This window comes from Pseudomonas botevensis, from assembly GCF_019145475.1.
GTDB classification, from domain to species: domain Bacteria; phylum Pseudomonadota; class Gammaproteobacteria; order Pseudomonadales; family Pseudomonadaceae; genus Aquipseudomonas; species Aquipseudomonas botevensis.
The window spans coordinates 30,817-55,275 of record NZ_JAHTKI010000002.1 but is presented as its reverse complement, the minus strand read 5'-3'; the positions used below and the strand labels follow the sequence as shown (position 1 = coordinate 55,275).

Here is a 24,459-nt window from a genome sequence, read left to right as displayed (position 1 = left end):
CACTCGATCCCACGAAACGACTGAGCTGAAACAACGGTACTCGCCTCGAAGAAAACGCTGCGCAAGCGAATCACAACAACTCGAGGCAGGCCCCCAATCATCTATCTGCCAAACCAATAACACATAACATTGGAGATGCCCGATGATCACCCAAATGTCCTTCGCAAAAAAAACCGGCTGCTGGATGGCTGGCGTTACCTTCGCTGCATTCGCCAGCCTCGCTCATGCAGACGAAGCCAAGCCGCTCACCATCGGATGGGTGAACTGGGCCGATGCGGAAATTACCACCAAGCTCGCCACCACGATTCTGCAGGATCAGCTCAAGCAACCCGTCAAACTGGTGATGGCCGATATCGGCATCCAGTTCCAGGCGATGACGGCCGGCAAGGTCGACATGATCCCGATGGCGTGGCTCACCTACAGCCACAAACCGTTCTGGGACAAATACGGCGACAAACTGGAAGACCTCGGCGTGCTCTACGAGGGACGTCTTGGCCTGGCGGTGCCGACCAGCATTCCAGAGAGTGAGCTCAAGAGCATCGAAGACTTGAACAAGCCTGAGGTGCGAGAAAAACTCGGCGGCAAGATCCTCACCTCCGAAGTGGGCAACGGTCAGTACAAAACGGCTACCCGCGCTATCGCCGATTACAAACTCGACGGCTACAAGCTGGTGGCCTCCTCCGAAACCGGCATGCTCAACGAGTTCGAGCGGGTCACCAAACGCGGCCAATGGGCGTTGCTCAATGCCTGGAGCCCGCACTGGATGTTCTCCACCTGGTCGCTGCGCTACCTGGACGATCCGAAAGAAGTCTATGGCAAGGCCGAGCAGATCCATGCCGTGGCGCGCAAGGGATTCACTCAGGATTATCCGCAAGTCGCCTACTTCTTCGCGCACTTCAATATTCCAATGAAGGACCTGGAGAACATGATGAAAGAAGCCCGCGCGTCTTCGTCTGACAAGGTCGTCGCCCAGTACTACGCCGACCACAAAGACACCTACCAGGCCATCTTCAAATCGGCCCCTGCCGTGGCAGCCGCCCAGCAGTAACGCTCAGGTCGATCCCGCGAACCGTTCACCCGCCGGGATCGACCCGCATTCGAAGCTCCACAGCCCTGTCCTGCCAGTCAATGCGCAGGACAGGGATGCTCGCGCCCGTATCGCTGCGGGCGCCGCATCAGGGAACCGCAATGAATAACTCATGTGTGTCAGTTGAAGATGTGCCGCTTAACGGATTTCACCGCAAGCTCACCGTCCGCTCCGCAGGAGGTTCGTTTGTAGACGGATACTTGCTGAGCATGATCGGCGTGGTCATGTTGCAAATGTCGTCAGGGTTGGGCCTGAACAGTTTCTGGGAAGGCATGGTCGCCGCCTCGGCCTTGATTGGCATCTTCTTTGGCGGCTTCGTCGGCGGCTGGCTGACGAACCTGTTGGGCCGCAAACTCATCTTCTTTGTCGGACCAGTAATCTTTATCGCCACGTCGCTCGGTACGTTCTGGGCGGAGTCCGCCGTTGCCCTTTTCGTGTTGCGTCTTCTGGTGGGGATCGCCGTCGGGATCGAATATCCGGTCGCCACGTCAATGCTCGTCGAGTTTCTCCCGCAACGCGACCGAGGCCCCCGTCTGGCGGCCCTGGCGCTGCTGTGGTTTATCGGAGCGGCAGTCGCTTACGTCCTCGGCGAAGTGATCCTGCGCAGCGGTGCAACGGATGCCTGGCGCAGGGCCTTGGCCAGTGGCGCGATACTTGGCGCATGGCTGTTTCTGGTGCGCCTCGGTACGCCTGAATCGCCCAGATGGTTGATCGGCAAGCAACGTTTTGCCGAGGCCGACGCCGTCATCAAACAGGTCTACGGTGCCGACTTTTCGCTGGCCAATCTCCCCGAACAATCCAAAGAGCAAAAACTGCCATTCAGCAGTCTGCTGTGCTCCGGTTATGGCAAGCGCATGTTCTTCGTGATCGTGTTCTGGACCTGTTCCATCATTCCGGTTTTCGCGGTCTACGCCTTCGCCCCCAAGGTACTGGCGGCACTCAATGTCGCGGGCGACATGGGATCGTTCAGCTCGGTGATCATCACGCTGTTCTTCGTGCTGGGCTGCCTGATCGCCACCCGCCTGGTCAACCGTGTCGGTCGACGCAAGATGCTGATCTACAGTTTCCTGCTCTCTGGGCTCGCCTTGCTCGGGCTCGGCATCTACCACGCCGGCAACGGCCCGCTGATCGTGCTGTTCTTCTCGCTCTACGCCCTGTTCATTGGCGGCGCCCAGGTGCTGACACTGGTCTACCCCAATGAAATTTTCCCCACCGAAATACGCGCCTTCGCCGTCGGCATGGGCACGTCGTTTTCCCGGATCGGCGCGGCGGCCGGGACCTATCTGGTGCCGGTTTCGCTCAACAGCCTCGGTGTGGAACAGACCATGTACGCCGCCACCGTGATCACGTTCGTGGGGCTGCTGGTGTCCTGGTGGATGGCTCCGGAAACGAGCTCGCTGAATCTTCAGGAGGCGGCGGCGTTGAACTGAGACTCGGCGGACTCACACCGCATAAGCCTCCAGCGACTCGATCGTGACATGCAAGTTCTCATCCCCCGAAAACGCCGCGAGCAGGTGATCCACCGTCACCTGCCCTCGCGGGGCCATGAGTGCGCGATGGGGGTATTGCATGACCATTTCGTAATTGCCCGGTTGATGCTGTTCGTGGAGCAGCACTTTCAGCGAGCCATTGCGCAGATGCTCCCACGCCAGATGCACCCCGACCTGGGCGATTCCGACATGGTCACGCGCTGCTTGAACCAATGCCTCCGGCCCGGAGAGCGTGAGAACCGCGACGTCCGTGGGGTCCAGGGTCGTCAGCGCGCCGTCCGCCGCTTTGAAGATCCAGGGCGAAACGCGCCCGCCCAGAAAGCGCCGCGCGATGAGCCGGTGGTTGTTGAGGTCTGAGGGTGTTTTCGGCGTGCCGTGAGCCTCGAGGTATTCGGGCGACGCGATCAACACCGCATTCAACTTGCACACCGGCCGCGACACCAGGGCAGAGTCCGCGATGCTGCCGCCGCGAATGACGATGTCATAGCCCTCCTTCACGATATCGACGATCCGGTCATCAAAATCGACCTCGATCGATAACGCGGGGTAGCGCGCGAGCAACGCCGGAAGCGCCGGCAACAGATGATCGTTGCCGAAAGCCGCGCTGGTCGAGATCCGAACCTTGCCGCTGGGAACCGCGCGGCGGGCGGCAATCATGTCGACCGCGCTGTCGAGTGCCTCCAGCGCTATTCGCGCCTGACGCAGAAATCCCTCGCCCTCGCTGGTCAAGGTCAGAGAGCGGGTCGTGCGATTCATCAGGCGAACCCCCAACGACTTTTCCAGGCTGGCGACGTTCTTGCTGATCGCGGCGGAAGTCAGCCCCAGAACTCGCCCGGCGGCGGCGAAGCTTCCGGCGTCCACGGCCTGGATGAACGAGACGATTGCACGCACGCGTTGCGATGAATCCATACGCCCTTCCCCCGTGGATTGTGCGGCAGATTCTAAACTTCAGATTGAGAGTGGTTCAACCTGTACCTTTCTTCCGGTAGGCAATGCGGCGAGTGAAAATCCGCTGCATCACTCACTATCGAGGTTCATCACCGTGTTGGTATCCATCGTTTACGACAGCGGCTACGGCCACACTAAAAAGCAGGCCGAAGCGGCCGCGAAGGGGGTGGAGCGTGTAACGGGCGCCAAGGCCCGATTGATCGCCGTCGGTACTGACGAAATCTCGTGGGACGCCCTGGCCGAAAGCGACGCCCTGATTTTCGGCTCTGCGACTTACAACGGAACCGTCAGTGCGCGCTTGAAGCAGTTCATGGAAGACGCGACCCGCACGGCCTGGACGCCCATGGCCTGGCGCAACAAGGTTGCTGCCGGCTTCACCAACTCCGGCGCGCAGAATGGCGACAAACTCAATTCGCTGATCACCATGGCCCTCTTCGCGGCCCAGCACGGGATGTTGTGGGTCGGTCTCGATCTGTTCCCGGGACGCGGCCCCAACGAACTCAACCGATTGGGCAGCTGGCTGGGCGCCATGGCGCAATCCGATGACGTTTCGCCCGACATTTCACCGATCACCAGCGATCTCGAAACCGCCGCGTACCTCGGGCAGCGCGTCGCCGAGCAGGTCAGCCGCCTGACTCCTGCCGCGTGACAAAAGCCCGCCAGCCCCTTGCATGACTCCAGGTATTCCTCATGAAAATGATCTGTCTTGATGTCCCGCTGCCGGATGTGAACCACGAACAATTCAGCGCTCATCTGCTCGATGAAGTGGTTCACGCGTGGAAGCTCTACAAGAGTGAGTTCATTCGCGACATTTACTTTCGAAAGGACCGGCCGGGTGTGGCAATCATCGCCGAGTGCGACTCGACGGAAGAAGCCCGCCAAGTGTTGCTCGATTTCCCGTTGGCGAAGTTCGGTTTCATCGACTGGGACATCATCCCGCTCGGACCTTTCCTGGGCTGGGAAAACCTGTTCAAGCCATCGTAAAAAACAATCGTTTTTACCCCTGTGAGGGCACGTCATGAGCGCTTCGCCGAACACCTTTCCCATCAATGAAAGCGTACAGATTCCCGCCGTCGGGTTCGGGACTTATCTCATTCCCCCGGCGGATACCGCCAAAGCGGTGTCGGACGCCATTGAATGCGGTTACCGACATATCGATACCGCCTCGGTTTACGAGAACGAAACCGGCACCGGCGAAGGTGTTCAGGAGGGGCTGAAATCCGCCCGTCTCAAGCGTTCAGACATTTTCGTCACGACCAAACTCTGGCCTGGCAATCCAGGCTGGGGTGAGTCGCCGAAGTCCGCCTCGGAAACCATCGCTGAATTCGAGGCCAGCCTGAAACGCCTGGGCCTCGATTACATCGACCTGTATCTGATTCACTCACCGCACGGTGGCGAAAAGCGCATCGAGCAGTGGGACGCCCTTCTGCAACTCAAGCGTGCGGGGAAGGTGCGGGCCGTGGGGGTGAGCAATTTCAATCAGGACCATCTGGAGGAAATCAAACTCGCCGGACTCCCGGCGCCGGACGCCAACCAGATCGAACTGCATCCCTGGTCGCAGAAACCCGACCTGCTTGCCTACATGAAGGCCAGTGAAATTTCGCCGATTGCCTATAGTAGTCTGGCGCCACTCTCCACCTGGCGAACCGGTGCGGGACAGGACAGCGCAAAACCAAAGGAATCGTCGGCCGACACCGATGTATTCAAGAACATGGCGGCCAAATACGCGGTTTCCGAGGCACAGTTGCTTCTGAGGTGGGGCGTCCAGAATGGGTACGCGGTGCTGCCCAAAAGCCTGAACCCCATCCGTATGCGCCAGAACCTTGATATTTTCGGGTTCAGCATCGACCCACACGACATGGCGTTTATCACGTCACTGGACCGAGGAAACGGAATTGCCTGGGCTATCGGAGATCCGACGCAAATCAAGTGACCGCGAACACCTCCACCAAAACGGCTATGCCCTGCTCCGTCAGGCAATCCCCGGCGCATGGCTGGCTGACCTGCGGGCCACGTTCGATGCCGGCGTGAAGCCGTCGAATCAATGGCCGGTGCCCCGTGGCGTCGACTGGCGCCATTCGCAACTGGATGTGGACTCGCGGATTCAGGCGGTCTGTCGTCTGCCGCCATTGCTGGCGGTGGTAGGCGAGTTGATTGGCGAGCGGTTCTTTCTCTCGCAGGTGGAAGGTCGCGAGCCGGTGGCTGGCGGCGGTCATCAACAGTTGCACCGCGACTTGTCGGCGCAACGACCCGGCGACATCGTCAACGCCCTCGCCTACTTCGACGACTACGGCCCCGAGAACGGCGCGACACGGATTGTCCCTGGCAGCCACCGTCCGGAGCCGGGAGCGCCGCCGGACGACTTCAATGACGAATCGCGATCAGTGCAGCTTTCAGGCGCGGCGGGCGACATCCTGGTGTTCGATGCCGACCTGGTGCATGCCGGCAGTCTGAACGCGAGCGGTGGGCGTCGACGCTGCATTCTGATCAGTTACTTTGCAGAGCCGCTGTATGCGTCGCATCTGCAAACCGTCGGCCTGCGCAATGTGCGGATGGACACGTCCGATCGCTTTGAGCCGGCGGATGCTCCCATCGGGTAACAGCTCAAGCCAACAGTTCACTGATCCACTCAGCCTGCCGCGCAATGTCCTTTGCCTTGTCCTCGGGTACTTTTCGAGCCTTGGCGAATTGGGCCAGCGTCTGGCGCTTCAAGAGCAACATACGCTGCCATTTCTGCACAAACGCCGGACTGCGCGCCTGCATTTGCAACGGCCCGAAGTACAGTTCCTCGGCGCTGTACATCACCGGCCCGTCACGCTCGGCGACGATGATTTCGTAGTCGAAGCGATTTTCCCGCAGCACTTCCTCGCAGAGGATGCGGTAGCCGTTCTCCATCAGCCACAGACGCAGCGGTTGCTCGCCACCGTTGGGTTGCAGGATCAGCCGCTCCTCGCCGCTCAGGCGCGCCTTGCCGCTGTCGAGGATGTCGCGGATGGTTTCACCGCCCATGCCGCAGAGGCTGATGGCGGTGATGCGGTCGTCCGGTTCGATTGCCGCCAGACCGCTGGCGTGACGCACGCTGATCTGTTCGTCCAGGTCGTTCTCGCGCACAGTACGTTGAGCCGCGCGAAACGGCGTCAACGCCACCTCACCGGCCACCGCCGCCGCGATCGCGCCACGGCGCATCAGCGCCACCGGCAGATAACCATGATCCGAGCCAATATCGGCCAGCCGCGCACCGGCCGGCACATGCGCCGCCACGCGCTCCAGGCGCCGGGACAATGTCTGTTCGTTCAACCGCAACCTCACTCAACCTTGGATGACCCGCAACCAGGGTCGGATCGGGGCGCGATTCTGTCGGGGTCTGCGCGGAAATTCAAATGATTGCGACGACAGTCCTGGCTTCATGCAGGCGTCGAGGCCGACAGCAACCGGCAAATTTAATGAACCCCACCCCCACGAGCCCGCCTAACGAACAGACCATCAGGAGGTAGCTCATGCATATCGAAACCACGTGGATCGTTCTGGCAGTCGTGTTGTTGCTCATCGAGTTATGGGCCATCAATCGGGTGCGCAAGAGCGCAGGGAAATCGAGCGACAAGGGCGTATGGATCGTGTTCATCGTGTTTGTGCCATTGATCGGACTGATCGCCTGGGCGTTGGCCGGGCCCAAGCATGTCACGCAGGCATAAGCGCAAAACATAAATGGCGAAGCCCCGATTATTCGGGGCTTTTTTCTGCCCGGGGTTTGTATCGCAGTGTGTACGAACCTGGCGGGGATACAGTCGTCGGCATTTTGCGAGGGAATCTGAAACAGCCCGGATACGTCGTCGGGCTTTACTGGCGTCCAGGTTTGAAGGGTTCAGCCGGACCCCGCCCCCGTCGATCGCAAAGGAGACTTCCCATGAAGAATGCACTGCACACCTCGCCGTCCGCCAATAGCCGTCGCCGCCTGCTGGGGCTGTCGATTCTGGCGACCGCACTGCTGCAATTCGGCGCGATGGGCGCCGCCAACGCCCAGACCGCCGCGCCTGAGGCAATCAAGCCTGCCGCCCGCGTGAACGCCGACCTGCCCTTCGGCCCGCTGAAACACGTCAAGGCCGGGGTGCTTGACGTGGCCTACGCCGAAACCGGTCCGGCCAATGGCCCGGTGGTGATTCTGCTGCACGGCTGGCCGTACGACATTCATAGCTACGACCAAGTGGCGCCGTTGCTGGCGGCCAAGGGTTATCGGGTGCTGATGCCTTACGCCCGGGGTTATGGCGACACTCATTTCCTCTCCGACAAAACCGTGCGCAACGGCCAGCCCGCCGCGCTCGCCAGTGATGTCATCGACTTCATGGACGCGCTGAAGATCCAGCAGGCGGTACTCGGCGGTTACGACTGGGGCGCGCGTTCGGCGGATATCGTCTCGGCGTTGTGGCCGGAGCGGGTCAAGGCGCTGGTGTCGGTCAGCGGTTACCTGATCGGCAACCAGGCGGCGGGCAAGAAACCATTGCCGCCCAAGGCTGAACTGCAATGGTGGTATCAGTTCTACTTCGCCACCGAGCGGGGTGAAGCCGGTTACGCGAAAAACACCCACGACTTCGCCAAGCTGATCTGGCAACTGGCCTCACCGAAATGGGCGTTCGACGACGCCACCTATGACCGCAGCGCCAAAGCGTTGCAGAACCCGGATCACGTCGCGATCACGGTGTTCAACTACCGCTGGCGTCTGGGCCTGGTGCAGGGCGAAAGCCGGTATGAGGTGCTGGAACAGAAACTGGCGACCGCGCCGTCCATCAGCGTGCCGACCATCACCCTGGAAGGCGATGCCAACGGTGCGCCGCACCCGGCGCCCGAGGACTACGCCAAGCGCTTCACCGGCAAGTACCAGTTCCGCCTGATCGACGGCGGCATCGGCCACAACCTGCCGCAGGAAGATCCGCAGGCGTTCGCCAAGGCGATCATCGACGCCGACCACCTCTGACGCTTGCGCAAAAAACGGCGGGTCACTTGACCAGCCGTTTTTCCTTGGACGGGCGATAACCGAAATAGGCGCTGTAGCATTTGCTGAAATGGCTCGGCGAGACAAACCCGCAAGCCACCAGCACGTCCACTTGCGACAGCTCGGTGTGTTGCAGCAATCGCCGGGCTTCGGTGATGCGCAATTCCATGTAGTAACGCTGCGGCGTGGTGCCCAGTTGCTCCTTGAACAACCGTTCGAGCTGGCGCCGGGAACGCCCGGCATACACCGCCAGTTGCTCCAGCTCCAGCGGCTCTTCGAGGTTGGCGTCCATCAGCTTGACCACTTCGCGCAGCGGCGCGCTGACGCAAATGTTCTCGGTCGGTTTGATCCGCCGATAGCGCGATTCCTCGAACGCCAGAATGTCCTCGATACCCTCGACCAGCGCCTTGTCATGCAGGCTCTTGATCCAGTCCAGCGCCATGTGAAAGGCCCCGGACGGACTCGATGCGGTCAGGCGGTCGCGGTCGATCACATAGGGTTCGCTGCTGACCTGGGTCGCCTTGGAAATCTCCGCCAGCGCCGGCCGATGCTCCGGGTGGATCGCGCAGCGGTAGCCTTCCAGTACCCCGGCCCGCCCCAGGAACCACGCGCCGTTCCACAACCCCGCGAGCAAGATCCCCGCCTCCGCCGCCGTTTTCAGCAACGCGACGAACTCATCCGAGGCCTTCAGCTCGGTGCGGTAACCGCCGCAGATCACCAGCAGATCGAGCTCTCCCAGCGCACTCGCGTCAAGCCGCGCATCCGGGCGAATCACCAACCCGAGGTCACTGATGACTTCGCCATCGGCAAGGCCGAAGGTGCGCGACGAAAACAGGCCGGGGCGCAGCAGGTTCGCAGTCACCAGGGTATCCAGCGACTGGGTGAAGGCCGGCAGGGAAAAATGCTCAAGCAGCACAAACCCCGCGCGGGTCGTGCGGCCTGGCCCGGAGGTTGACTCGTTGAGGTAGCGAAGGTTCTTACCCTTCATGCCACCGCTGAATTGGCGTCGTTCGATCAAGATGCGGTCCGTCGATGTCGTTGGAACAGGTCGTTCAGTGCAAGGATAGGTCGTCATGCTAACCGCCGGACGGACAAAATACTCGGGAATGAATGCAATTCGCCCCAACCGGCACGGGCGTGCAGATTGGGAGAGGGCCGGAGTGAGGGGGTGCGTCCCAACGCCGCAGGCGCCGCACCTTGGCAAATACCGCACAAGGCTTAAAATCGCGCCTCCTCTTGCAGTCGCCGGACCGGTGCCTGCCCGCAGCCATGACAACACCCAAGTTTGAACAGCCGACCACTCATCCGCAGTGTGCCCGGCTCAACCGTCCTGCCCGTTCGGCCGACGTTTGCCCACAACACACTTCGGCTTGGCACGCGCTTGCGCAGAGGCGCACGTTCCGCTGTTCGATCACTTGAGGTTTTTATGACACCGCGTTTGCTGGCCATGGCGCTGGCGCCCCTGCTCGGGCTGTTCATTGTTGCGTTGGGCAACGGTTTTCTGTCTTCCCTGACCACCCTGCGCCTGGGCGCCGCCGGCGAATCGGCGACGATGATCGGCCTGGTGTCCTCCGGCTATTTCATCGGCCTGACCCTCGGCGCGATCTTCAACGACCGGCTGATCCTGCGCATCGGCCATATCCGCGCCTACAGCAGCTTCGCTTCGCTGATCGCCGCGACCATCCTCCTGCAAGGGCTGTTTTATGACACCTGGGGCTGGCTCGTCCTGCGTCTGATCAACGGCTGGGCGACGGTGGGCGTGTTTCTGGTGATCGAAAGCTGGCTGCTGCTGGCCGGCGACGCGAAGATCCGTGGCCGCCTGCTCGCGCTGTACATGATCGTCCTCTACGGCGCCGGCGTGCTCGGCCAGGCCTTCCTCGGCAAGATCACCGGTCTGAGCGACGGCGCGCCGTTCATGGTCGCGGGCATGCTCGCGACCCTCTCGGTGCTGCCGATCGTGATCCTGCCGCGCGTCTCGCCGCTGCTGGAACAGGTCGAGCCGCTCAAGCCTCGGGCGCTGCTGGGTGTGTCGCCGACCGGGCTGGTCGGTTGCTTCGGCTCCGGCGTGACCATCGCGGCGGTCTACACCCTGCTGCCGCTGTACCTGCAACGCATCGGCCTGAACATCGGCGAAGTCGGCAACATGATGGCCTGGACGATCCTCGGCGCGATGTTGCTGCAATACCCGGTCGGGCGTTGGTCCGACCGCAAGGATCGCCTGCAAGTGCTGACCGTGCTCTGTGCGGTTTGCACCGTGCTATCGCTGGTGATCGTGCTGGTGCCGTTGTCCTCGGCGATGCTCGCGGCAATGTTGTTCCTGCTGGGCGGCGGGATCTTCGCGTTGTACCCGGTGGCGGTCAGCCACGCCGCCGACCGCGCCCCGGTCGAGACGCTGGTGCCGATGATCCAGGGCATGCTGCTGATCAACTCGCTGGGCTCGGCCATGAGTCCGCTGCTGATTTCCCCGGCAATGAATGCTCACGGCGAAACCGGCCTGTTCTGGGCCTTTGCGCTGGTCAACCTGGGGATGGTGATGTTCTTCCTCTGGCGCCGAGGCAAGCGCCCGGTGCCGGCCAATCCGGCGCCGTTCGCGGCAGCGGCGACGTTCTCGCCGACCGGTGCGGAACTGCGGGTCACCGAAGACTTGCGCCAGGCAGCCCAGGAACATCCGCCGATGGTCGATGCCTTGAGCGGCGAAGCCGCGCCGCCACCGGCCTCGCGTTTCGAAGCCGGCTGAGGTTTCGTCCAGGCAATAAAAAACCGGTGACTCATGTCACCGGTTTTTTATTGCCCGTTGTACAACCGCTCGATCAGTGCGGCGCCCGCGGAATGGTCTTCATCAGGTCTTCCGGACTGATATGCCCCACCACGCTGCCCGGTTGCGGCAGATTGAGGATGTGGCCCTTCATCTTGCCGATGACGTGCATCTCGCACGGTTTGCAATCGAACTTCAGCGTCAGCACTTCATCGCCGTGGATCAACTGCATCGGCGCGACCTTGGTGCGCACGCCGGTCACGCCCTTGGCCTGTTTCGGGCACAGGTTGAAGGAGAAACGCAGGCAGTGCTTGGTGATCATCACCGGCACTTCGCCCGCCTCTTCGTGGGCCTCGTAGGCGGCGTCGATCAGTTTCACGCCGTGACGATGGTAGAAGTCGCGAGCTTTCTGGTTGTAGACGTTGGCGAGGAACGACAGGTGCGCTTCCGGGTACACCGGCGGCGGCGTGGTTTCGGCCTTGCGGCCACCGCGTGGGTGGGCGGCGACGCGGGCCTCGGTCAGCGCTTCGATCACTTCCCGGCGCAGCGACTTGAGCTGCGAGTTCGGGATGAAGAACGCCTGTGGCGCGTCCAGCTTGATCGAAGTGGCGTGGTACTGGGTGGTGCCCAGTTGGCCGAGCAGATCCTGCAAGGTGTCCAGCGCCTGTTCCGGCTTGTTGGCCGCGCCGAACGGGCCGTCCAGAGCGACACTGGCACTGATGCCCTCCTCGCTGGTCACGGTCAGTTCCAGACGTTCTTCACGCAGCTTCGCCAGCCAGCTCACGCCGATACGACGCTCGGCGGAAGTCTTGAGCAAGGCCTGCTGCCAGTTGTGGTCGAGGTTGCGACTCAGCGGATGGTTCGGGCGCAGCTTGTACATGCCGTCCGGCATCTCGTTCGGCTCGACGCGGTAGCGGTAGCGTTTCTGGCCGTCTTCGTCGAACTCCCCTTTCGGCTCGGCGATGTTGGCGCGGAAACCGACCACTTCACGCTTGACCAGCACATTGAGGCCGTCACCGTTGGACAGCGGCTCATGGGTGACCACTTGCATGTCACGCTTGCCGACTTTCTCGACGATGCCCACCGGCAGACCGGTGAAGGTCGGCGAGTCGAAGGCGCCGATGTCGATCTTGCGCTCGCTGACGAAGTAGTCGGTGCTGCCCCGGTGGAAGGTTTTTTCCGGGTCCGGCACGAAGAAGTGCGCGGTACGGCCGCTGGAGGCGCGGGCCAAGTCCGGGCGGTCCTCGAGCACGGCGTCCAGACGCTGGCGGTAATAGGCGGTGATGTTCTTCACATAGCCCATGTCCTTGTAGCGACCTTCGATCTTGAACGAACGCACACCGGCCTCGACCAACGCGCGGATGTTGGCGCTCTGGTTGTTGTCCTTCATCGACAGCAGGTGTTTTTCGTAGGCGATCACGCCGCCCTTTTCATCCTTGAGGGTGTACGGCAGACGGCAGGCCTGGGAGCAGTCGCCACGGTTGGCGCTGCGCCCGGTCTGCGCGTGGGAAATGTTGCACTGGCCGGAAAACGCCACGCACAGCGCGCCATGAATGAAGAATTCGATGGCCGCGTCGGTTTCGTCGGCGATGGCGCGGATTTCCTGCAGGTTCAGCTCACGAGCGAGCACCAGTTGCGAGAAACCGGCCTGATCGAGGAACTTGGCCCGCTCCAGGGTGCGAATGTCGGTCTGGGTACTGGCGTGCAGCTCGATCGGCGGAATGTCCAGCTCCATCACGCCCAGATCCTGGACGATCAGCGCATCGACACCGGCGTCGTACAACTGATGGATCAGCTTGCGCGCCGGCTCCAGTTCGTTGTCGTGCAGGATGGTGTTGATGGTGGTGAAGATCCGCGCGTGGTAACGGCGGGCGAACTCCACCAGCTCGGCGATTTCGCTCACCTCGTTACAGGCGTTGTGGCGCGCGCCAAAGCTCGGGCCACCGATGTACACGGCATCGGCGCCGTGCAGGATCGCCTCGCGGGCGATGGCCACGTCACGGGCAGGGCTGAGCAATTCCAGATGATGCTTGGGCAAGGACATATGTTTTTTTAGTCAGGCTTTCACGGTCGAGGCGCGCATTGTAGCCGCGAAACGCCCGCCGGGCACGCCTGTGCTGCCGGGTGGCAACCGAGGCGGCAAAAACACCGCCGATCCCGTGGGAGCAACTGCCCTGGTCAGGCCATTCGGCCGCCTTCGCGGGCAAGCCCGCTCCCACCGGGTCAGGCAAGGCTCAGGCCTTGGCGGCCATCGCGGTGACTTCGACCTTCATCCCTTCCACCGCCAGCGCAGCCACGCCGACCGCCGCACGCACGGGCCAGGGCTTGGCGAAGAAACGCTTGTAAACCTCGTTGAACGCCGCACGATCAGCCATATCGGTCAGATAAATGGTCAGGTGCATCACCCGATCCATGGAGCTGCCGGCCTTCTCCAGCGCCACTTTCAGCGCCTGCAAGGTGCATTCGCTCTGCAACGTGACATCCCCCAGCTCCAGGCTGCCATCGGCGCGGGTCGGAATCTGGGTCGACACCAGAATCCCGTTGAAGCCGACGACGTCCGAAGAAATCGAGTCTGCATCCGGGTCCGGGGTGTAGCTGAGGTCTTGATTGGCCATGGGAAAATCCTTTGCTGAAAGTGATCGACGGCGCGTTCATTCAAGGATGCGCGCCATTTCGGGCGGCCAGTTTACAGGCCCCGGGCGCCGTTTGAAGAAGGAACGTGTTTCGACAGCTATGCTCAAGGGAACCTCCCCCCAAGGGTGAGGCCGTCAGTCTGTGCCCGCTTGATACACGGGCGATGCGACAACGACCCCAGGCCATGGGTACAGCAACACTGTCAGGTGCTCCGGCCTGCAACAATAAAAAGCACGACGGAGAAACACTCATGGCGGTTCTCGACAGCATGTCTACAGGCAGTGCCCCGCATCACAGTGTCAGCAAGGAGGAGCGCAAGGTCATTTTTGCCTCGTCCCTGGGGACGGTGTTCGAGTGGTACGACTTTTACCTTTACGGCTCTCTGGCGGCGATCATCGCCAAACACTTCTTTGCCGGTGTGAATGAGACCACGTCCTTTATCTTCGCCCTGCTCGCCTTCGCCGCCGGTTTTGCGGTGCGGCCGTTCGGGGCGATTGTGTTTGGGCGGTTGGGCGACATGATCGGGCGCAAGCACACGTTTCTGATCACGATCGTGATCATGGGTGTGTCGACGGCCATTGTGGGTTTCCTGCCCGGTTACGCGACCATCGGGGTCGCGGCGCCGATCATTCTGATCACCCTGCGGCTGCTGCAAGGCCTGGCGTTGGGCGGTGAATACGGCGGCGCGGCGACCTATGTGGCCGAGCACGCGCCGAAGGGCAAGCGTGGCTATTTCACTTCGTGGATTCAAACCACCGCGACCCTTGGGCTGTTTCTGTCGCTGCTGGTGATCCTCGCGTGCCGCACCGCGCTGGGTACTGAAGCGTTCGAGGCCTGGGGCTGGCGGATTCCGTTCCTGCTGTCGATCCTGCTGCTGGCGGTGTCGGTGTACATCCGCCTGCAACTGAACGAATCGCCGGTGTTCATGAAGATGAAAGCCGAAGGCAAGGCGTCGAAAGCGCCGCTGACCGAATCCTTCGCCCGCTGGGACAACCTGAAAATCGTGATCATGGCCCTGCTCGGCGGCACCGCCGGCCAGGCGGTGGTCTGGTACACCGGGCAGTTCTACGCGCTGTTTTTCCTGTTGCAGACGCTGAAGATCGACCCGCAGACCGCCAACCTGCTGATCGCCGGTTCGCTGCTGATCGGCACGCCGTTTTTCGTGCTGTTCGGTAGCCTGTCCGACCGCATTGGCCGCAAGGGCATCATCATGGCCGGGTGCATTCTGGCGGCGGTGACCTACTTCCCGATCTTCCATGCGCTGACCCAGTACGGGAACCCGGATGTGTTCGTCGCCCAGGAGAAGAACCCGGTCAAAGTGATCGCCAACCCCGACCAGTGCTCGTTCCAGTTCGACCCGGTGGGCAAGGCCAAATTCACCAGTTCGTGCGATCTGGCGAAAACCGTGCTGGCCAAGCGGGCCATTCCTTACGAAAACGTCGTGTCCGAACCGAACACCGTGGCGCAGGTGCGTATCGGTGACAAAGTGATCGAGAGCTTCGAGGGCAGCGCCCTGCCCGCCGCCGACTTCAAGACCCGCAACGACGCCTTCACCGCCAGCCTCGGCGCCGCACTCAAAGAGGCCGGATATCCGGAGAAAGCAGACCCGGCCAAGACCAACTACCCGATGGTGCTGCTCCTGCTGACCATTCTGGTGATCTACGTGACCATGGTGTACGGGCCGATTGCGGCGTGGCTGGTGGAACTGTTCCCGGCGCGGATTCGCTACACCTCGATGTCGCTGCCGTATCACATCGGTAACGGCTGGTTTGGCGGGTTCCTGCCGACGGTGGCGTTTGCCATGGTCGCCGCAACCGGAGATATCTATTACGGCTTGTGGTATCCGATCGTGATTGCGGTGATGACAGCGGTGCTGGGAATCTTCTTCCTGCCGGAAACCAAGGATCGGGATATTCAGCATTCTTGAAACCGCTCCCCCTCCTCGTGGGAGCGGCCTTGCTCGCGAAGGCGTCGGACCAGTCGCAATAATATTGACTGACCCGACGCCTTCGCGGGCAAGCCCCGCTCCCACAAGGAGTCCTCCGAAACTGTAGGAGAGCATCCTCAAACCGAGCCGTTCAGGGTTAGAATCCGCCCCGGTTCTGCTCACTGTTTAAGGATGATCCCGGCATGACGACTCTCGGCACTGCCCTGCAAGACACCGCTGCTCCGGAAGGGGTTTGTTTCGGCTGCGGCAGCAGCAATCCCCATGGTCTGCACATCAAGAGCCATTGGCACGAGGACGGCGTGCATGTCATCGCCGAGCACCTGCCCGAAGCCATGTACTGCGGCTGGCCGGAACTGGTCTACGGCGGGCTGATCGCCATGCTGGTGGACTGCCATTCCAACTGGACCGCAATGGCCTACCACTACCGCGCCGAACAGCGCGAACCGCAGAGCCTGCCGCGCATCAACTGCGTCACCGGCAACCTCGGCATCAAGTTCATCAAACCGACACCAATGGGCGTGCCGCTGACCCTTAGCGCAAGAGTCGAGGGCGAAGTCGGGCGCAAGACCCGGGTGATCTGCGAGGTCTACGCCGGAGATGTGCTGACAGCGGTGGGCGACTCGGTTTTTGTGCGGGTAGACACTGAACAACTCGCCGCAGCGGCGCATGAACGCAAGGAAGGCCAATGAGCTCCAGAACAAAACACTTACTGTCGATCACTGCCCTCAGCCTGCTGCTGGTCGGCACGTTGCAATGGTTTCTGTACGAAATCCCGGTGACGGTCGCCCAACTCAAATTCGGTAGCATCCCCTCTTCACTGTTGATGGAAATGGGACTGATCACCGTCGCCCACTCAGTGATCGTCGCAAGCGTTGCGCTGCTTCTGGCGTTTTTCAACAAACACCTGGCAAGTTACGTCGCACTGATCCTCGTCTTTTCGCTCTATGTCCAATTCAACACGGGAGCCAACGCTGCTGGTCCGGCACTGGCGTTATTGCTGATGGCCGCGCTCGGCTACGTCACCTTCATCAAATCGAGGCAATTGATCCGCTACTATCAAGCGAAGTGAAGACTGCCGGTGCACAGGCGAGCTATACCTGTGTAGTGCCTTTTGCCGCTGCCCCGGAGCACCGCCCCATGGATCTGACCCTCTACTACCACCCGCTGTCGTCCTATTGCCACAAGGTGCTGATCGCCCTGTATGAACAGGGGGTCGCCTTCGAAAAACGCCTGATCGACCTCTCCAGCGAGGCCGAACGCGAGGAGTTGCGGGCCTTGTGGCCGCTGGTAAAGTTCCCGGTGATTCAGGATCGCGCCCGCCAGCGCAATATCGCGGAGTCGAGTGTGATCATCGAGTATCTGGATCACGTCCATGGCGGCTCGACGAAGCTGATTCCCGAAGACTGGGACACCGCGTTGCAAGTACGGTTATGGGACCGGATTTTCGATCACTACGGGCAGACGCCGTTGCAGAGAATCGTTGCCGACCGCATCCATGCCGGCAACGCTGACCTGAGCGGCGAACGGGCCACCCTGCTGACGATGTACGGCATGCTGGAACAGCAGTTGGCGAGCGGCCAATGGGTCGCCAGCCCGGATTTCAGCCTGGCCGACTGCTCTGCCGCCCCCGCGTTGTTCTATGCGAGCACACTGGTGCCAATTCCCGAGGATCACCACCGGTTGCATGCCTATTTCGAACGACTGGTGCAGCGCCCTTCCGTTGCCCAGGTTCTCGAAGAAGCCAAACCGTGGTTTGACTTCTATCCGTTCGCCGAGGCGCTTCCCGCGCGTTTCCGCTGATCTGTTATCGAAGGTTCCCACGCTCTGCGTGGGAGCAGTCATTACGGGTATTACGCCGGTTGATGACTGGTCACGCAGTGAATCCCGCCACCCCCCGCCGCAATGGCGTCGATGTTGATTTGCACCACCTCGCGGTCCGGGTAGAGCTGGCTCAGCAAATCGTAGGCCTTCTTGTCCGCTGCCTTGTCGCCGAACTCCGGGGCGATGACCGCGCCGTTGATCACGAAGTAGTTGATGTAGCCGGCGGCGAAGTCCGGATTGTCCTGGTTGAACTTGCTCTTGCGCGGTTTCAGCGGTGGCGACACCACATGGATTTGCAGCGCACGACCATCGGCGTCGGTGGCTTTCTTGAGGATTTCCAGGTGCGCCAGGGTGACCTTGTGATCGTAGGACTCCTCGTCGGTGTCGAGGTTGGCGATCACCACGCCCGGTTTGACGAAGCGCGCATAGAAGTCGACGTGAGCGTCGGTGATGTCCTTGTTCTTGATCCCCGGCAGCCAGATGATCTTGCGCAGGCCCAGGCGTGCCTTGAGTTCGGCCTCGACATCCGCCTTGCTCCAGTCCGGGTTGCGATTGCTGTTGATCCAGCAGCTCTCGGTCATGATCGCGGTGCCGTGGCCGTCGACTTCGATACCGCCGCCCTCGCCCACCAGCTCGCTGCGGATGTAGGTCGCTTGCGCATCGGCTGCGACACGCTTGGCGATCTTCGCGTCCTTGGCATGTTGCTGCTTGCCGCCCCAGCCGCTGAAGTTGAAATCCACCGCGCCGAGGCCGTTGTTGTCGTCGATGACGAAGTTGGCGCTGATGTCGCGCATCCAGATGTCATCCAGCGCGGCGGTCTGGTAGGTGATGTTCGATGTACCACAAATCTCTTCAGCCAGGCTGCGTTCACCGCTGCGGCAATAGATCGTCAGCGGCTCATAACGGGCAATGGCCCGGGCGATGCGGCCGAGGGCTTCCTGGACGTCTTCGGTGAAGTCTTCCCAGATCGCGTCCTGCGCGCCGAATGCCATGAACGCGCGCTCATGTTTGTCGCCCTCGTCGGGCATGAACCAGCGCCCTGCGCCGGCCGCCAGCACGCGGGCCGGTGACAGGCCGAGGCCCATGACAGCGGCGCCGACACCGGCGGCGACGGAAACCTGTTTGATGAACTCGCGACGAGTCGGCATGTGTACGTTCCTGATGTTGTAATGGGCCGCCGGGCGGCCCGGATAAAAATCACTTTGCAGTGGCGGTCTTGAACTTGGTCCAGGTGCGCATACGCGCGCGCATGTCGGCCTGGGGAATGTCCTTGCCCGGTATCAGACGAGCATAGGTCGCTTCGTCGAGGTAGATGTCCGGGTTGTTGCGCATGACCTCGTCCACCCCGGCCCGGGCCTTGGCGTTGGAGGTCGGGTAACCGGTGAAATTGCTGATGGCGGCCATGTTTTCCGGGCGCATCACGAAGTTGATGAAGGCGTAGGCGTACTCCGGGTGTTTGGCATCGACCGGAATGGCCATGGTGTCCATCCACACCGTGGTGCCCTCGCGGGGCACGCGGTACTGGAATTGGGTCTTCTTGCCGGCGCTGTCCGAAGTGCGCTGGGCCTGGGTCATGTCGCCGCTGTAGCCGAGCGACAGGCACAGGTTGCCGTTGACCAGATCGGTCACCGGTTGCGACTGGAACTTGCGGATGTACGGCCGCAGCTTCATCAGCACTTCACTGGCCGCCGCCAGATCCGCCGGCTTGCCGCTGCGCGGATCACGACCGAGGTAGTTGAGCACCACCGCCAGCGCTTCGTCCGGCGAGTCGATCATCGAAATCCCGCAATCGGCAAACTTCGCCGCCAGCTCCGGCTTGAACAGCATGTCCAGGCTGTTCACCGGCGCATCGGCCATGCGCTGTCTGATCTGTTCGGCGTTGTAGGTCAGGCCGATAGTGCCCCAGGTATACGGCACAGTGGCCTTGTTCGAATGTTCGTAGTGGCTGCGCAGTTTTTGCAGACCCGGTTCGATATCACTCATCGCGGCGATTTTCGCTGGTTCCAGCGGCAACAGACTGCCGGCGCGCATCAGGCGCTCGGCCACGGTGTCGCCGGGGAAAATCAGGTCGTAACCACTACCGCCGGAGAGCATCTTGGCTTCCAGGGTTTCGCTGCCGTCCATGACGTCATAGATCACCTTGATTCCGGTCTCGGCGGTGAACTTCGTCAGCGTGTCTTCGGCGAAATAATCCGCCCAGTTGTACAACCGCAGGGTCTTGTCTTCGGCGTGTACGGCGGGCACCAAACCGGCCAGCGCCAAGCCCAGAGCGCCCAGCAACCACTTGTTCGGGGTATGCATATCAGACTCCTTGAGGATTCCAGCGGGCGTGAAGGTGGCGGCCGTCCTGGCTCAACAAGGCGCCATACATTTCCGGGCGCCGGTCGCGATAAATGCCCCAGCTCAAACGGTCTTCGCGCATGGCTGCCAGATCAAGGGTGTGCACCAGCACGCCAGTGCTGTCACGGTCGGCTTCGGCGAGCAACTTGCCCTTGTGGTTGCTGATGAACGACGAGCCGTAGAAGCGCATTTGCAGATCCGCGTCGCTGCCCGCCACTTCATGACCCACCCGGTTGGACGCGATCACCGGCAGCAGGTTGGCAGCGGCGTGGCCGCGCATGGTCATCTGCCAGTGGTCCCGGGAATCCAGCTCCGCGCAGCCCGGTTCCGAACCGATGGCGGTGGGAAACAGCAGCACTTCGGCGCCCATCAGCGCCAGGCAGCGCGCAGTCTCGGGGAACCACTGGTCCCAGCAGATGCCCACGCCGAGCCGGCCGAACGCGGTGTCCCAGACGCGGAAACCGGTGTCGCCGGGGCTGAAATATTCCTTCTCCTGATAGCCGATGGCGTTCGGGATGTGGGTCTTGCGATAGACCCCGAGCAGGCGTCCGTCGGCATCGGCCACGCTCAGGGAGTTGAAGTAGGCGTTGCCGGCCTTTTCATACCAGCTCAGCGGCAACACCACACCCAGTTCACGGGCCAGGGCGGCGAAGCGCGCCAACACTTTGCTGTCGCGGTATTCCTCGGCCAGGGCCATGTGCGCATGGTTCTGTTCGATGCAGAAGTACGGCGTGGCGAACAGCTCCTGCAACAGGATCACCTGCGCGCCCTTCGCGGCGGCTTCGCGTACCAGCACCTCAGCCAGATCGAGGTTGCTTTTCAGATCCCAGGTGCAGGGCATCTGGGTGGTGGCGATGTTCAACAGCGTCATGACTCAACCCTCCACCGGCCAGGCCGGCTGTTGCTGGGTGATGCAGTGCACCCCGCCGCCGCCATGGGCCAGATGATTGATGCGCACCGACACCACTTCGCGGCCCGGGAAGGCCCGGGCAAGCGTTTCGGCGGCGACCTTGTCAGCGTCGATGCCGTAGGCCGGCATGATGATCGCGCCGTTGGCGATGTAGAAATTGGTGTACGAGGCGCAGAACACTTCGGCCTCGGTGTCCACCGCATCGCTGGCTTCATAAAGTTCGATCAGCTCGAATTTGCGTCCCTGAGCGTCGGTCGCCAGCTCCAGCGCACGACGGTTTTCCCGCACGACTTCGGCGTACACCGAGCTGCCGTCATGGGTCGCGTCCACCAGCAGCACGCCCGGACGGGCGAAGGCGCAGACGCCATCAACGTGGCCGTCGGTCATGTCGCCGGTCACATAATCCGGGTCACCCGGCAGCCAGATGGTTTTCTTCACGCCGAGCAGGCGGCTGAAGATTTCTTCCATTTCGGCCTTGCTCACGCCGGGGTTGCGATTGGGATTGAGCAGCACCGATTCGGTGGTGATCAGCGTGCCTTCGCCATCGACGTGAATCGCCCCGCCTTCGTTGCTCAGGGACGTGCCGAAACATTCGCCGCCCAACTGATTGAGCACGCGGCGGGCCAGGCTTTCGTCCAGATCATGGGCCGATTTGCCGCCCCAGGCGTTGAAGCGCCAGCTCACCCCGGCCAGGCCTTGTTGCGGATGGCAGACGAAACTCGGGCCGGAGTCGCGGCACCAACTGTCGTTGACCGCCAGCTCAATCAATTCGATGTTCGGCCCGCACAGGGCCTTGGCGCTGGCGACGGCGGAAGGATCGACCACCATTTTCACCGGTTCGAACCGGGCGATGGCGTTGGCCACCCGGGCGAAATCTTCCTGCACCAGCGGCAGCGTCACGCCCCAACCGGACTCCCACAGCGCCTGATTGTGCGGCCAGACCATCCACGTCGCGGCGTGGGTCACCCACTCAGCCGGCATCATCCAACCGTTGTTGTTTTTATTGTTCTGCTGCATGGTAAAAGCCCTTTGAGTTAAGCCATTGTGTTCAATGAAAAACAGCCTTGGCGGCGTTGGCAGCTATGCTACGCAGGCCCTTCAGGGCGAACAAACGATGGATTTAGCGGATAAATGATTAGAGGAACTTATCGATCATGCTGAAACACTGGCCACCTCTCAGCTCCCTGCGCGGCTTCGAAGCGGCGGCTCGACTGGGGAGTTTTCACAAGGCCGCCGAAGAGCTGAGCCTTACCCAGTCAGCGATCAGCCAGCAGATCCGCAGCCTTGAGGCATACCTTGAGCAGCCGCTGTTTTTCCGCAGCGGACGCAGCGTCGCCCTGACCGATGCCGGCCACGATCTGCTCAGCACCACCCAGGCGATGCTCCAGCAATTGGCCGTGGGCATCCGGCGCCTGGGGCAATATCAGAAACCCAATCAACTGGTGCTCAACACCACACCGGCGTTCGCCCGGCACTGGTTGCTGCCGCGCCTGGGCGAATTCCGTCGCGAGCATCCAGAGGTGGATTTGTGGATTTTCAGCACCGACGAAGTGCCAGACATGGCGACCCAGACCATCGACCTCGCGGTGCGCGACGACATCAGTTCGCAGGCTGAATGCAGCTTCCGTGTGCTGCATGCCGATCGGCTGTATCCGGCGTGCCATCCGAGCCTGCTGGCGGTTGCGCCAGCCCGGCGCACCACCCTGCACGGCGAGCGGGAGATGGACTGGAGCCATTGGGCGGTGGAGTCCGGGATCGATGTCGGCCAGCAAGGTCAGGGGCTGAATTTTTCCGACCCGGGGCTGTTGCTGGACGCCGCCTGCAGCGGGCTCGGCATTGCCCTGGTCAGCCAGTTGCTCAGCCGCCAGGCGCGCGCCGACGGGCTGTTGCAGCCGTTGGCGGAGAACACCATCCGCGGCCCGAACTGGGCGTTACTGACCCACCGCGACAGTGAAAGCGACCCGATGGCGCGGGCCTTTACCGAGTGGCTGCTAAAGCATCTGGCCGATCAATGAGCGGTGCGTGCCGGGCCATGACCTCGGCGACCCAGTCGATGAACACCCGCACCTTGCGGCTCAGATGCCGGTTCGGCGGATAGGCGACGTACAGCGGCATCGGATCGAGGCGCCAGTCTTCGAACAGCGGCACCAGTTCACCCCGCACCTGATGGGCATCGGACATGTATTTGGGCAGCCATATGACCCCCAGACCGGCAAGGCCCGCTGCCAGATAGGCATTGCCGTCATCCACGGCCAGGGCATGACGGCCGCGTATTTCCAGTCGTTCGTTGTGATTGCTCAGGGAGTAAGGCAACGGTTTGCCGGTGCGCGCCCAGAGGAAGCCGACCACGCGATGATCGGAGTTTTCCAGCTCCCGAGGATCTACCGGAGTGCCGGCGCGGGCCAGGTAATCCGGCGCCGCAAACACTCCGAGTTGAAGATCGGCGACCCGCCGGGCCATCAGCGACTGATCCCGCAATTCACCGCCACGTACCACGCAATCGACGTTCTCATCGATGATGTCGACGATGCGATCACTGACGCCCATCTCGATCTGGATGTCCGGGTAGCGCGCATAGAACCCGGGCAACGCGGGGACCAGAATCAGCTTTGCCAACGGACTGGGCACGTCCACACGCAGACGTCCCTTGGGCTGGACCGAAGCGCCGGACAGGCTGGTTTCGGCGTCCTCCATGTCGGCCAGCAGCCTGATAACCCGTTCGTAGTACGCCGCGCCGTCCACGGTGACGTTGACCTTGCGCGTGGTGCGGTTGAGCAACTTGACCCGCAGTCGTGCTTCCAGTTGCTGCACCAGATGCGTCACGGTGGTCTTGCTCATGTGCAGCGTCTGCGCCGCCTTGGTGAAGCTGCCCGCCTCCACCACCCGCGCGAACGCCTGCATTGCATCAAAACGGTCCATTGGCACCCCGGATTTCGCGCCGATTGTTTGGATTTCAAAAACAGTGATCGCCAAGGTTGCTGGTTTATCCGCCCGGCGCAAGCGCTTTAAATTTCCTTCAACACAGGTTCAACCCCCTTGAAGGAGACACCCCATGACCCGTGACGTCGTTTTCCCACCCAAACGCCAGGCGCTTTACGAGCGCAATCGCTACTCGCCAGCCGTGCGCTCCAATGGTTTTCTGTTTGTCTCGGGGCAAGTCGGCAGCCACGAAGACGGCTCGCCTGAGCCGGATCTGCGACAGCAGGTGCGGTTGGCGTTCAGCAACCTCAATGCCGTTCTCGATGCGGCGGGCTGCAGTTTTGACGATGTGGTGGATGTGACCGTGTTCATGGTCGACCCGCAGGCCAAGTTCGAAACCATTTGGGAAGTCGTGCCGGAGTTCTGGGGCGAGGCGCCGTTTCCGAACATCACCGCTGTGGGGGTGACGTGGCTGTACGGGTTTGATTTCGAGATCAAGGTGATTGCGAAGCTGCCGGAGGTTTGAGCTGCAATCCCTCGCCCCATCACCCAGGCCCTCTCCCAAGGGAGAGGGCAACAACGCCACAGCCTTTGATTATTCACACTTCATGATTAACAGC

25 protein-coding genes are annotated in these 24,459 nt (G+C 61.7%); 15 read left to right on the top strand and 10 right to left on the bottom strand.

Features of this window, described 5'->3' with window-relative positions:
* Positions 1-142: 142 nt before the first annotated feature.
* Positions 143-1,048 carry a glycine betaine ABC transporter substrate-binding protein gene (locus tag KVQ74_RS03930; protein WP_217829693.1) on the top strand — a complete coding sequence of 302 codons (906 nt, stop codon included), beginning with the start codon at positions 143-145 and terminating at the stop codon, positions 1,046-1,048.
* 140 nt (positions 1,049-1,188) lie between these two features.
* Positions 1,189-2,517 (top strand): MFS transporter, encoded by a 1,329-nt coding sequence (locus KVQ74_RS03925; RefSeq protein ID WP_217829980.1) that lies wholly within the window; start codon positions 1,189-1,191, stop codon positions 2,515-2,517.
* A 12-nt stretch (positions 2,518-2,529) separates the two neighbouring features.
* Here KVQ74_RS03925 and KVQ74_RS03920 read toward each other — a convergent pair whose 3' ends face one another.
* On the bottom strand, positions 2,530-3,486 hold the full coding sequence (locus tag KVQ74_RS03920) for a LysR family transcriptional regulator (RefSeq protein WP_217829692.1): 957 nt from the start codon (positions 3,484-3,486) through the stop codon (positions 2,530-2,532).
* Positions 3,487-3,619: 133 nt separating this feature from the next.
* On the opposite strand from KVQ74_RS03920, the gene KVQ74_RS03915 reads away from it, so the two are divergent.
* Genes KVQ74_RS03915 through KVQ74_RS03900 form a run of 4 tightly spaced genes read left to right on the top strand, consistent with a single transcriptional unit; the run spans position 3,620 to position 6,125 of the window.
* Complete coding sequence (locus tag KVQ74_RS03915) at positions 3,620-4,174, top strand: flavodoxin family protein (protein WP_262146340.1); 555 nt, start codon at positions 3,620-3,622, stop codon at positions 4,172-4,174.
* Between the two features lie 41 nt (positions 4,175-4,215).
* Positions 4,216-4,509 (top strand): superoxide dismutase, encoded by a 294-nt coding sequence (locus KVQ74_RS03910; RefSeq protein WP_217829690.1) that lies wholly within the window; start codon positions 4,216-4,218, stop codon positions 4,507-4,509.
* Positions 4,510-4,543: 34 nt separating this feature from the next.
* Positions 4,544-5,458: an aldo/keto reductase gene (locus KVQ74_RS03905; RefSeq protein WP_217829689.1), complete on the top strand. Its 915-nt coding sequence runs from the start codon at positions 4,544-4,546 to the stop codon at positions 5,456-5,458.
* Entirely contained in the window at positions 5,421-6,125 is a 705-nt protein-coding gene (locus KVQ74_RS03900; RefSeq protein ID WP_225929854.1) for a phytanoyl-CoA dioxygenase family protein, read from the top strand. Before KVQ74_RS03905 ends, KVQ74_RS03900 begins: the two co-directional genes overlap by 38 nt.
* Before the next feature lie 4 nt (positions 6,126-6,129).
* On the opposite strand, the gene KVQ74_RS03895 is transcribed toward KVQ74_RS03900, so the two are convergent.
* Positions 6,130-6,822 carry a tRNA (adenine(22)-N(1))-methyltransferase gene (locus KVQ74_RS03895; RefSeq protein ID WP_217829688.1) on the bottom strand — a complete coding sequence of 231 codons (693 nt, stop codon included), beginning with the start codon at positions 6,820-6,822 and terminating at the stop codon, positions 6,130-6,132.
* A 200-nt stretch (positions 6,823-7,022) separates the two neighbouring features.
* Here KVQ74_RS03895 and KVQ74_RS03890 point away from each other — a divergent pair, with 200 nt between their 5' ends.
* A complete protein-coding gene (locus KVQ74_RS03890) occupies positions 7,023-7,217 on the top strand; it encodes a PLDc N-terminal domain-containing protein (RefSeq protein WP_217829687.1) in 195 nt (64 codons plus the stop codon).
* 212 nt (positions 7,218-7,429) lie between these two features.
* Positions 7,430-8,494 carry an alpha/beta fold hydrolase gene (locus KVQ74_RS03885; protein ID WP_217829686.1) on the top strand — a complete coding sequence of 355 codons (1,065 nt, stop codon included), beginning with the start codon at positions 7,430-7,432 and terminating at the stop codon, positions 8,492-8,494.
* 22 nt (positions 8,495-8,516) lie between these two features.
* On the opposite strand, the gene KVQ74_RS03880 is transcribed toward KVQ74_RS03885, so the two are convergent.
* Positions 8,517-9,530: a GlxA family transcriptional regulator gene (locus tag KVQ74_RS03880; protein ID WP_217829685.1), complete on the bottom strand. Its 1,014-nt coding sequence runs from the start codon at positions 9,528-9,530 to the stop codon at positions 8,517-8,519.
* Between the two features lie 408 nt (positions 9,531-9,938).
* Between KVQ74_RS03880 and KVQ74_RS03875 the strand changes: the two genes are divergently transcribed.
* On the top strand, positions 9,939-11,249 hold the full coding sequence (locus KVQ74_RS03875) for an MFS transporter (protein ID WP_217829684.1): 1,311 nt from the start codon (positions 9,939-9,941) through the stop codon (positions 11,247-11,249).
* A 73-nt stretch (positions 11,250-11,322) separates the two neighbouring features.
* Here KVQ74_RS03875 and KVQ74_RS03870 read toward each other — a convergent pair whose 3' ends face one another.
* Both KVQ74_RS03870 and KVQ74_RS03865 read right to left on the bottom strand, forming a co-directional pair.
* Complete coding sequence (locus KVQ74_RS03870; protein ID WP_217829683.1) at positions 11,323-13,311, bottom strand: peptidase U32 family protein; 1,989 nt, start codon at positions 13,309-13,311, stop codon at positions 11,323-11,325.
* Between the two features lie 190 nt (positions 13,312-13,501).
* Positions 13,502-13,882 carry a RidA family protein gene (locus KVQ74_RS03865; RefSeq protein ID WP_217829682.1) on the bottom strand — a complete coding sequence of 127 codons (381 nt, stop codon included), beginning with the start codon at positions 13,880-13,882 and terminating at the stop codon, positions 13,502-13,504.
* A 269-nt stretch (positions 13,883-14,151) separates the two neighbouring features.
* Here KVQ74_RS03865 and KVQ74_RS03860 point away from each other — a divergent pair, with 269 nt between their 5' ends.
* The 4 genes from KVQ74_RS03860 to KVQ74_RS03845 all read left to right on the top strand — a co-directional run bounded on the left by KVQ74_RS03860 (position 14,152) and on the right by KVQ74_RS03845 (position 17,649).
* Positions 14,152-15,828: an MFS transporter gene (locus KVQ74_RS03860; RefSeq protein ID WP_217829681.1), complete on the top strand. Its 1,677-nt coding sequence runs from the start codon at positions 14,152-14,154 to the stop codon at positions 15,826-15,828.
* A gap of 203 nt (positions 15,829-16,031) precedes the next feature.
* A complete protein-coding gene (locus tag KVQ74_RS03855; RefSeq protein WP_217829680.1) occupies positions 16,032-16,538 on the top strand; it encodes a PaaI family thioesterase in 507 nt (168 codons plus the stop codon).
* Complete coding sequence (locus tag KVQ74_RS03850) at positions 16,535-16,918, top strand: hypothetical protein (protein ID WP_217829679.1); 384 nt, start codon at positions 16,535-16,537, stop codon at positions 16,916-16,918. The genes KVQ74_RS03855 and KVQ74_RS03850 overlap by 4 nt, the downstream gene beginning before the upstream one ends.
* A gap of 68 nt (positions 16,919-16,986) precedes the next feature.
* Complete coding sequence (locus KVQ74_RS03845) at positions 16,987-17,649, top strand: glutathione S-transferase family protein (protein ID WP_217829678.1); 663 nt, start codon at positions 16,987-16,989, stop codon at positions 17,647-17,649.
* 50 nt (positions 17,650-17,699) lie between these two features.
* Here the strand turns inward: KVQ74_RS03845 and KVQ74_RS03840 are convergent, their stop codons facing one another.
* From KVQ74_RS03840 to KVQ74_RS03825, 4 genes are read right to left on the bottom strand one after another with little or no spacing between them, the layout of a single operon-like run.
* Positions 17,700-18,818: an agmatine deiminase family protein gene (locus KVQ74_RS03840; protein ID WP_217829677.1), complete on the bottom strand. Its 1,119-nt coding sequence runs from the start codon at positions 18,816-18,818 to the stop codon at positions 17,700-17,702.
* A gap of 49 nt (positions 18,819-18,867) precedes the next feature.
* Positions 18,868-19,971, bottom strand: coding sequence for an extracellular solute-binding protein (locus KVQ74_RS03835; RefSeq protein WP_217829676.1), 1,104 nt, complete (start codon positions 19,969-19,971; stop codon positions 18,868-18,870).
* Between the two features lies 1 nt (position 19,972).
* Complete coding sequence (aguB, locus tag KVQ74_RS03830) at positions 19,973-20,881, bottom strand: N-carbamoylputrescine amidase (protein ID WP_217829675.1); 909 nt, start codon at positions 20,879-20,881, stop codon at positions 19,973-19,975.
* A gap of 3 nt (positions 20,882-20,884) precedes the next feature.
* Positions 20,885-21,937 carry an agmatine deiminase family protein gene (locus KVQ74_RS03825; protein WP_217829674.1) on the bottom strand — a complete coding sequence of 351 codons (1,053 nt, stop codon included), beginning with the start codon at positions 21,935-21,937 and terminating at the stop codon, positions 20,885-20,887.
* Positions 21,938-22,074: 137 nt separating this feature from the next.
* On the opposite strand from KVQ74_RS03825, the gene KVQ74_RS03820 reads away from it, so the two are divergent.
* Positions 22,075-22,935 (top strand): LysR substrate-binding domain-containing protein, encoded by an 861-nt coding sequence (locus tag KVQ74_RS03820; RefSeq protein WP_217829673.1) that lies wholly within the window; start codon positions 22,075-22,077, stop codon positions 22,933-22,935.
* Here KVQ74_RS03820 and KVQ74_RS03815 read toward each other — a convergent pair.
* Complete coding sequence (locus KVQ74_RS03815) at positions 22,898-23,839, bottom strand: LysR family transcriptional regulator (protein ID WP_217829672.1); 942 nt, start codon at positions 23,837-23,839, stop codon at positions 22,898-22,900. The two genes, KVQ74_RS03820 and KVQ74_RS03815, sit on opposite strands and share 38 nt — an antisense overlap.
* A 133-nt stretch (positions 23,840-23,972) precedes the next feature.
* On the opposite strand from KVQ74_RS03815, the gene KVQ74_RS03810 reads away from it, so the two are divergent.
* The gene (locus KVQ74_RS03810; protein ID WP_217829671.1) at positions 23,973-24,365 is read left to right on the top strand and encodes a RidA family protein; all 393 of its coding nucleotides are present in this window, start codon (positions 23,973-23,975) and stop codon (positions 24,363-24,365) included.
* Positions 24,366-24,459 lie beyond the last annotated feature (94 nt).

Excerpts from the sequence above, each read along its gene's own strand:
- KVQ74_RS03930 (WP_217829693.1), top strand. The coding sequence starts at position 143 with ATGATCACCCAAATGTCCTTCGCAAAAAAAACCGGCTGCTGGATGGCT.
- KVQ74_RS03925 (WP_217829980.1), top strand. The coding sequence starts at position 1,189 with ATGAATAACTCATGTGTGTCAGTTGAAGATGTGCCGCTTAACGGATTT.
- KVQ74_RS03920 (WP_217829692.1), bottom strand. The coding sequence starts at position 3,486 with ATGGATTCATCGCAACGCGTGCGTGCAATCGTCTCGTTCATCCAGGCC.
- KVQ74_RS03910 (WP_217829690.1), top strand. The coding sequence starts at position 4,216 with ATGAAAATGATCTGTCTTGATGTCCCGCTGCCGGATGTGAACCACGAA.
- KVQ74_RS03905 (WP_217829689.1), top strand. The coding sequence starts at position 4,544 with ATGAGCGCTTCGCCGAACACCTTTCCCATCAATGAAAGCGTACAGATT.
- KVQ74_RS03890 (WP_217829687.1), top strand. The coding sequence starts at position 7,023 with ATGCATATCGAAACCACGTGGATCGTTCTGGCAGTCGTGTTGTTGCTC.
- KVQ74_RS03885 (WP_217829686.1), top strand. The coding sequence starts at position 7,430 with ATGAAGAATGCACTGCACACCTCGCCGTCCGCCAATAGCCGTCGCCGC.
- KVQ74_RS03875 (WP_217829684.1), top strand. The coding sequence starts at position 9,939 with ATGACACCGCGTTTGCTGGCCATGGCGCTGGCGCCCCTGCTCGGGCTG.
- KVQ74_RS03870 (WP_217829683.1), bottom strand. The coding sequence starts at position 13,311 with ATGTCCTTGCCCAAGCATCATCTGGAATTGCTCAGCCCTGCCCGTGAC.
- KVQ74_RS03865 (WP_217829682.1), bottom strand. The coding sequence starts at position 13,882 with ATGGCCAATCAAGACCTCAGCTACACCCCGGACCCGGATGCAGACTCG.
- KVQ74_RS03860 (WP_217829681.1), top strand. The coding sequence starts at position 14,152 with ATGGCGGTTCTCGACAGCATGTCTACAGGCAGTGCCCCGCATCACAGT.
- KVQ74_RS03855 (WP_217829680.1), top strand. The coding sequence starts at position 16,032 with ATGACGACTCTCGGCACTGCCCTGCAAGACACCGCTGCTCCGGAAGGG.
- KVQ74_RS03850 (WP_217829679.1), top strand. The coding sequence starts at position 16,535 with ATGAGCTCCAGAACAAAACACTTACTGTCGATCACTGCCCTCAGCCTG.
- KVQ74_RS03845 (WP_217829678.1), top strand. The coding sequence starts at position 16,987 with ATGGATCTGACCCTCTACTACCACCCGCTGTCGTCCTATTGCCACAAG.
- KVQ74_RS03840 (WP_217829677.1), bottom strand. The coding sequence starts at position 18,818 with ATGCCGACTCGTCGCGAGTTCATCAAACAGGTTTCCGTCGCCGCCGGT.
- KVQ74_RS03835 (WP_217829676.1), bottom strand. The coding sequence starts at position 19,971 with ATGCATACCCCGAACAAGTGGTTGCTGGGCGCTCTGGGCTTGGCGCTG.
- aguB (WP_217829675.1), bottom strand. The coding sequence starts at position 20,881 with ATGACGCTGTTGAACATCGCCACCACCCAGATGCCCTGCACCTGGGAT.
- KVQ74_RS03825 (WP_217829674.1), bottom strand. The coding sequence starts at position 21,937 with ATGCAGCAGAACAATAAAAACAACAACGGTTGGATGATGCCGGCTGAG.
- KVQ74_RS03820 (WP_217829673.1), top strand. The coding sequence starts at position 22,075 with ATGCTGAAACACTGGCCACCTCTCAGCTCCCTGCGCGGCTTCGAAGCG.
- KVQ74_RS03815 (WP_217829672.1), bottom strand. The coding sequence starts at position 23,839 with ATGGACCGTTTTGATGCAATGCAGGCGTTCGCGCGGGTGGTGGAGGCG.
- KVQ74_RS03810 (WP_217829671.1), top strand. The coding sequence starts at position 23,973 with ATGACCCGTGACGTCGTTTTCCCACCCAAACGCCAGGCGCTTTACGAG.